This is a genomic window from Thermus islandicus DSM 21543 (assembly GCF_000421625.1).
Lineage (GTDB): Bacteria > Deinococcota > Deinococci > Deinococcales > Thermaceae > Thermus > Thermus islandicus.
Map to the genome: position 1 here is coordinate 1 of NZ_ATXJ01000031.1, position 7,313 is coordinate 7,313.

The following is a 7,313-nucleotide window of genomic DNA, read 5'->3' on the forward strand; positions in this document are numbered from 1 at the left end:
GGAGAGGAGGTACCCGAGATTCCGCGGGAGGGTGGGTTCAAACTACGAGGGAAACCCCCAGACTTGACCTATATGCGGCTCCTGGAGTAAAGAGGGGCATGACCCTGCGTGAAGCCCTATCCCAGGTCCCAGACCCTCGGGCTCGCAACCGGCAGTACCCCCTTTGGGGTCTTCTGGCCCTCATCCTGGTGGCTTTCCTTTCCCGCGTGGACTCCCTGAGCGGCGTGGAACGCTTCGCCCGCTTGGGTACGGGACGTTCTCCTCCACGGTCAGCTCCGAAGGAGCTACCTTGTGGATGCCTGCCAGGTGCGGGGAGTGGGGGCACAGGTCTTGGCGGCCCTCCGGGCCTTTCTGGTCTCCCTGCTCCACCGCCAGGGGGTCAGGGAGAAGAAGGCGGCCTTGGAGGCCTTCTCCTTCAACCCCCTCTCCGCCCTGCGCTTCCTGGGGCTCTATGCAGTATAGCGGTCCAGTCTGCCAACTTCCCCGACGCCTTTGAGGCCAGCCCCGCGGTCTGTTCAAGGGGGACACACCCGGGGAGAGTCTGGGGCGCCTATCCCCAACTTGCGCCCCGGGGCCTGGGCAGGAGCAGGAAGCCGCCGAAGAAGAGGAGCCCTGCCAGGGCGTGTCGCCCCAGCGGGGTCAGGACCTCGAGGCCGCGCCCCCCGGACCCAAGGAGGGGGTGCGCCTTCCCCTTTACGCGCTGCGGGCCCGGGGAGCAGCCGGCTGTACCCCGCTTTGCGCGGGGTGGGGGCCGCCGTGATCTAAGACCCCGAGGACAGACCCAGCCTCCTCCTTCCCGCCCCGGGCCAGCTGTTTTCCTGCGGGCCCTCGAGGCTCTCCTTCTGCAGGCTCCCTTGCCTTCCGAACCCCAGGGCCTGGCGGCCCTCTAGCCCTGCCCCCGCCTGGGGCATCCCAAGAAGAGGGGGTCTACACGAAGGCCCGCCCCTCACGGACCCCAAGCGGGCGCCCAAACCCGAGGGGGTTCGCTCGGGCGGGGTTGGGCCCTGGGGACCGGGTTTTCCGGTCTCGGTATAATCGTAGCGCGCGGCAAGTCTCTCCAAAGAGGGTTACGCGCCGAGGATCTTGAAAAGCGGCTACCCAACAGGCTAGGTTATGGGTTTCATCCAAGCTTTACAGCTTGGCTACGTTGTCGGGCGAAAGGAGGTGAAAAGTGGAAGCTTTGGAAATAGATATCACCCCAAACCGGGCCGTGGCCCGCAGGCTGGGGGTGCCCTACCGCACCCTTTCGGGGCTGGCCCGGGAGCTCCTCCGGGAGGGGGAGCTTCTCTTGGCCTCTCCCTACCAGGCCCGGCGCCTCCTGGTGCAGGCGGTGCGTGAGGCCCTGGCCCCCAAGGACCCCCAGGGCTTGGCCGCGGCTCTGGAGGGCCCGGTGCGGACCCTCCTCCTCGCCCTCCAGGCTTCCGGCCAGGGGGAGGAGGGCCTTGGCCGCCTGGCGAAGGAGGCCTCTCCCCGCCTCGCCCGGCTCGCCCGGGTGGCCCGCCGTTACGAGGAGCTCCTCAGGGAACGGAGGCTTCTAGACCCCGTGGAGGCCCTGCCGCGGGCCGGGGCCCTGGGCAGGCGGCTTCCCCTAAGGGTGCGGCACTACCCCTACCTAGGGGTGGGGGAGCTCGCCTTTTTGCGGGGGGCCGCGGCCCCGGGGAGCGCGGTGGAGCTCCTCCTCCCCGAGGGGGAGTGGGGCGAGGCCAACGCCCGGGCCAAGGAGGCCCTGGAGGAGGCGGGCCTTAAGGTCCAGCCCCTCAACCTCTCCGGCCCGGGAGGGGCCTTCCTCCGGGGGGAGGGCGTCTCGGGCTCCCGGGTCCTTGCCCTGAGCTTCCCCGACATGGAGGCCGAGGTGCGCCACGTCCTGGCCTCCCTCAAGGCCCTCCTCAAGGAAGGGGTTCCCGCTAAAGAGCTCGCCCTCATCGCCCGGGACGACCGCCGGTACGGCCCCCTGGTGGCGGCCATCGGGTTTGAGCAGGGCCTGCCCGTGCGCCTTCTCTACCGCATCCCTGTGGGGGAGACCCGGGTGGGGGGGCTCGCCCTTCTCCTGGCCGAGGCCCTCCAGGGCTTCCCCTACGAGGCCACCCTGCGCCTCCTCTTCCACCCCCTCTTTCCCTGGCCCAGGGAGGTGGACCTGGACAAGGTGCGCCTAAGGCGGCCCTCCGGGGAGGAGTGGAAGGGGCTTGGCCTTCCCGACCCACTTCTGGAGCTTGCCCAGGGGAGATCGGGCCGGGAGCTCGTCCAGGGCTTCCGCAGGGCGCTTTCGCCCCTGAAGCGGCGGCTTGGGGGCTGGCCCCGGGAGCGGGCGGCCCTGGAGGCCCTCCTCGAGGGGCTGGCCGAGCTGGAGGAGGAGAACCGGGAGGGCTTCCTCCAGGGGGTGCCCGAGCTCCTCTACCACCTCACCGTGCCCGCCCAGCCGGGCTACGCGGGGGTGGAGCTCCACACGCCCCTCGCCCGCTATGGGGGCGCCTTTCGCCACCTCTTCGTCCTGGGCATGGCGGAGGGCCTCACCCCGCCCCCCGTGGGGGAGGCGCCCATGCTGGGCCTGCCCGAGGTGCGGGAGCTCAAGGAGAGGTTCGGCCTGCCCCTGGAGGAGCCCTGGGAGGCGGCCCTGCGGGAGGCCCTGGTCTTCGCCGCCCTTTTAGAGAGCCTGGTGGAGGGGGGAGAGGCGGTCCTCACCTACCCTGAGGGGGTGGAAGGGAGCCCGGTGCCCCCAAGCCCCTTCCTGGAGCGCCTGGGCTTGGAGCCGAGGAGGCCTGGGGACACCCTGATAGGAAGCCTGGTGGAGGCGCGAAGGAGGGGCTGCTGGGAGGGGGATTCCCTCCGGGAGGCCATGGAGCGGGCCCTCGGGGCGGAGGAAGAGCGCTTGGCGGGAGAGGCGGCCTCGCCCTACCACGGGGCCACCGGGGAGCCCTTCCTGCCGAAAAGCCTTTCGGTCTCGGAGCTCGAGGACCTGGCCACCTGTCCCTTCCGCTTTTACGTCCGCCACCTCCTCCGCCCCCGGGGGGACCAGGAGGCGGGGGACGGGGACCGGGCGGACCTGGGGGCCTTCCTGCACCGGGTCATCGCCCGCGTCTTCCGGGCCGCCCAAGCAGAGGGCAAACAAAGGGGCAAGGAGGTGAGCGTCCTTGCGGAAGCGGGCCTTTTGGCGAAGGCCTTCTCGGAGGTGGAGGCGGAGTGGAAAAAGAGGCCCGATTCCCCCTTCTTCCTGAGGCGGCCCGACTGGCCCCACCGCCGGGGGAGGCTCCTTGGGCTTCTGGTCCGGGCCTTTCGCGATGGGAAGGGGTTCCTAAGGGAGGACGCGGAGATCGTGGCCGTGGAGGTGGAGGTGGGGAAGGAGAAGGTCTTTAAGGGGCTTGTGCCCGGCTACGATGGCCTGAAGGTGCGGGGCGTCATAGACCGCCTGGAGCGCCGCTCGGGAAGCCACTTTTACCTGGACTACAAGGTGGGGAGCGCCTTCCCCCGGGTGAAGGACCCGAGGACGGGGGAGCTCTCCGCAGACCTTCAGCTTCCCCTCTACCTCCTCCTCCACGGGAAGGGCCGGGGGGTGGGGGTCTACTACTCCCTCTCTTCCGGGAAGGCGCAGCAGGCAAAACTGGACCGGAGCGCTCTTTGGCGAGTGTTTAGAGGGGTTCGTAGGGCGTTAAAAAGTGGCGCCTTCCCGCCCCAGCCCGACCGCAAGGGCGAGGCCTGCCGGGGGTGCTCCGCGGCGCTCCTCTGCCGCTACGCCGGGAGGTAGGGATGGCGGAAGCGGATAAGGGGCTTTTTGTGGTGGCCGGGGCGGGAACGGGGAAGACCCACCGGCTGGTGAGGCGCTACCTGGAGTTCCTGGAGGCAGGGCGTTCCCCCCTCGAGGTGGTGGCGGTCACCTTCACGGAGAAGGCCGCCCTGGAGCTCCGCAGCCGGGTGCGCCGGGAGGTGCGGAAGGCGGGCATGCCCCAAAAAGAGCGCGTCCTCGCCGAGCTGGAGGCGGCCCCCATCGGCACCCTCCACGCCCTGGCCGCCAGGATCTGCCGGGAGTTCCCGGAGGAGGCGGGAGTCCCGGCGGACTTTCAGGTGATGGACGACCTCGAGGCCGCCCTCCTCCTGGAGGCGTGGCTGGAGGAAGCCCTCCTGGAGGAGCTCCAGAACCTGGAGTACGCTCCTTTGGTGGAGGCCCTGGGCTACGAGGGCCTCTTGGACACCCTGAGGGCGGTGGCGGGGGACCCCCTGGCGGCCGGGGAGCTCCTCCTTAAGGGGCCTAAGGAGGTGGCGGAGGCCCTCCGCCTCGAGGCCTGGCGGGGCCTTCAGTCCCGGCTGGAGGACCTGGAGCGCTCCCTGGGTGGGGAGCGGCTGGAGGAGCGATACCCAGGCTTCCCCAAAGCCTGGCGCGACGAGCCCCTGAGGGTCCTGGAGTGGGCCCAGGGGGTGAACCTGAACTGTAAGTCCTGGAGAAGCTACAGGAGCGACGCCACCTTCAAGGCGCTTCTTGAGCTAGTGCGGGAAGCGCGCGAATGGCTTGTTCCCAAGCCCGCGGACGAGCGCATGGAGGCGGTCTGGCCCCTCCTCCAGAGGCTTGCCGAGAGGGTGCTGGAGCGCTTGGAGGCCTGCCGCTTCCGGGCCCGGCGCCTGGGCTACGCCGACCTCGAGGTCCACGCCCTCCGCGCCCTGGAAAGGGAGGAGGTGAGGGCCTACTACCGAAGCCGCTTCCGCCGCCTCCTCTTGGACGAGCTCCAGGACACCAACCCCGTCCAGGTCCGCATCCTGGAGGCCCTCTTCCCCGACTTCGGGGACTGGACCGCGGTGGGGGACCCCAATCAGTCCATCTACGGCTTCCGTCGGGCGGACCCGCGGGTGATGGAGGGCCTGCTGGAGAAGGCCCAAGGGGTGGAACAAGAGGCCCTCCGGGAGAGCCGCCGCTACCACCAGGGCCTTGCGGACTTCCACAACCGCTTCTTCACGGACCTCCTCCCGGGGTACCGGCCCGTGGGCGCCTCGAGGCCTCCCACAGGGGAGGGTCCGTGGGTCTTCCACTTCCAGGGGGATCTGGAGAGCCAGGCCCGGTTCATCGCCCAGGAGGTGGGACGCCTGCTTTCGGAAGCTTTCCAGGTCTATGACCTCGGCGCGGGGACCTACCGGCCCCTGAGGTGTCGGGACGTGACGGTCCTCGGCCGCACCTGGTGGGATCTCACCCGGGTGGGGGAGGCGTTGCGGCGCCTGGGGGTGCCCGCGGTGGAGGCCGGGGGCGGCAACCTCCTGGAAAGCCGGGAGTTCCAGGACGCCTACCTGGCCCTCCGCTTCCTGGGGGACCCCGGGGACGAGGAGGCCCTCTTGGGGCTTCTCCGCTCCCCCTTCTTTGCCCTCACCGACGGGGAGATCCGCCGCCTGGCCGAGGCCCGGGGGGAAGGGGAGACCCTCTGGCAGGCCCTGAGGCACGGCGCACACCTCTCCCCCGAGGCCCAAAGGGCCAGGGAGACCCTCCAAGACCTCCTCCGGCGCAAGGCCCTCGAGGCCCCAAGCCGCCTCCTCCAGCGCCTGGATCAGGCCACAGGGTACACGGGGGTGGCCTCCCGCCTCCCCCAGGGCCAGAGGCGGGTAAAGGACTGGGAGGGCACCCTGGACCTAGTGCGGAGGCTGGAGGCGGGGAGCGAGGACCCCTTCCTGGTGGCCCGCCGCCTCCGCCTCCTCCTCCGCCACGGGATTCCCGTGCCCCGCCCCCCGTTGGAGGCGGGGGAGGCCCTCACCCTCCTCACCGTCCACGGGGCCAAGGGCCTGGAGTGGCCGGTGGTCTTCGTGCTGAACGCCGGGGGGTGGAACGGGCAGGGCCCGAGAAAGGACAAGCCCCTCTTCCGCCCCGGCCTCGCCCTGGTGCCCCCGCTCCTGGACAAAGAGGGGGAGCCCAGTGCCCTCTTCCACCTGGCGAAGCGCCGGGTGCGGGAGGAGGAAGGGCGGGAGGAGGACCGCCTCCTCTACGTGGCCGCCACCCGGGCCTCCGAGCGGCTTTACCTCCTCCTTGCGCCTGAAGGCTCCCTGGACCCTCAGGCCCTGCAGGAGGCGGGTTCAGAGGAGAAGGGCCTCGAGGAGGTCCAGAACCCCAAGGGGTGCGGGCCCCAGGAAGAGCCCCAGGCCAGGTGCCTCGTGGAGGGGCTTTCGGGGCTTCCCCTGGAGGCCCTGCCCATCTCCCTCCTCCCCCTGGCGGCGAAAGACCCTGAGGCCGCCCGCAGGCGGCTCCTTGGGGAGCCCGAGGAGGGCGAGGCCTGGGCGCTGGAGGACCCGGAAGAGGAGGAGGCCCCGGGCGGCGCCGGGGTGGGCCAGCTGGTCCACGCCCTTCTGGAGCGCTTTGACGCCCTGGAGGACCTGGAGAGGGAGGGCCCGGGCTTTCTGGAGGCAACCTTCCCCGGGGCGGAAAGGAAGGAGGTGGAGGAGGCCCTTGAGCTCGCCCGCGCCTTCTTCACCGCCCCGGCCTTCGCCCCCTACCGCGGGGACCCTGTGGCCAAGGAGGTGCCCGTGGCCCTGGAGCTCTTGGGGGTGCGCCTCGAGGGCCGGGCGGACCGGGTGGGGGAGGACTGGGTCTTAGACTACAAGACGGACCACCAGGTGAACGCGGAGGCCTACCTCCTGCAGGTGGGGCTCTACGCCTACGCCCTGGGGAAGCCCCGGGCCCTGGTGGCGGACCTGCGGGAGGGGACCCTGCATGAGGAGGAAAGCCCTAGGGCCAAGGAGCGGGCCGAGGAGGTCCTGCGCCGCCTCGTGGGCCTCCTTGGGGCGGAAGGGGGCCCGGGGTGAGGGCGGCCCTTGGGGAACCACGAGGCTACACCGTTCCGTGGCCCATAGTCGTCTATTTCACTCCTTGAGAGTCGCGACCACGGGCCACTTCCTGCTTCCACGACCCATAGCTCGTAGACCGGTCCCGAGGGGGAACCGTTCCGCCGCTAGAGGGATCTCTGCAGGCGTGACTTCCCGGGGAACTCCCGGTAGAGCCCGTGAGGTGGGCTATCCCGTACTTCTTCAGGTTGACGGCCGCGTTCAGGTCCCGGTCCACCTCCAGGCCGCAGGCCTCGCACCGGAAGACCCTCTGGGAAAGAGGCATCCTCCCGTGAAGCTGCCCGCACCGGGAGCAGAGGCGGGTACTGGGGAAGCTCCTGGGAGCCACGATCAGGGTCGCCCCGTACCACTCCGCCTTGTAGGCGAGCCTCCTCCGAAACGCTCCCCACCCCACGTCGGCCACGGACCGGGAAAGGCGCCCCCGGGAGAGGCCCTTGACGTTCAGGTCCTCCACCACGATGACCGGCTTGGTCTTCGCCAGCCAGGTGGTGAGCTTGTGCAAGAAGTCC

General features: G+C 70.4%; 4 protein-coding genes. 3 read left to right on the forward strand and 1 reads right to left on the reverse strand.

Features of this window, described 5'->3' with window-relative positions:
• Positions 1-291 precede the first annotated feature (291 nt).
• From H531_RS14550 to H531_RS0111685, 3 genes are all read left to right on the forward strand, one after another.
• Entirely contained in the window at positions 292-462 is a 171-nt protein-coding gene (locus tag H531_RS14550) for a hypothetical protein (RefSeq protein ID WP_022799503.1), read from the forward strand.
• Positions 463-1,171: 709 nt separating this feature from the next.
• Positions 1,172-3,739 carry a PD-(D/E)XK nuclease family protein gene (locus H531_RS15175; protein WP_028490836.1) on the forward strand — a complete coding sequence of 856 codons (2,568 nt, stop codon included), beginning with the start codon at positions 1,172-1,174 and terminating at the stop codon, positions 3,737-3,739.
• 2 nt (positions 3,740-3,741) lie between these two features.
• Positions 3,742-6,765 carry a UvrD-helicase domain-containing protein gene (locus H531_RS0111685; protein ID WP_022799506.1) on the forward strand — a complete coding sequence of 1,008 codons (3,024 nt, stop codon included), beginning with the start codon at positions 3,742-3,744 and terminating at the stop codon, positions 6,763-6,765.
• A gap of 52 nt (positions 6,766-6,817) precedes the next feature.
• Here H531_RS0111685 and H531_RS0111690 read toward each other — a convergent pair.
• The coding region (locus tag H531_RS0111690) for an RNA-guided endonuclease InsQ/TnpB family protein (protein WP_022799507.1) at positions 6,818-7,313 on the reverse strand (496 nt) is incomplete at its 5' end.

Bases quoted from the DNA above. Each gene is read 5' to 3' on its own strand.
- H531_RS0111685 (WP_022799506.1), top strand. From the start codon at position 3,742: ATGGCGGAAGCGGATAAGGGGCTTTTTGTGGTGGCCGGGGCGGGAACG.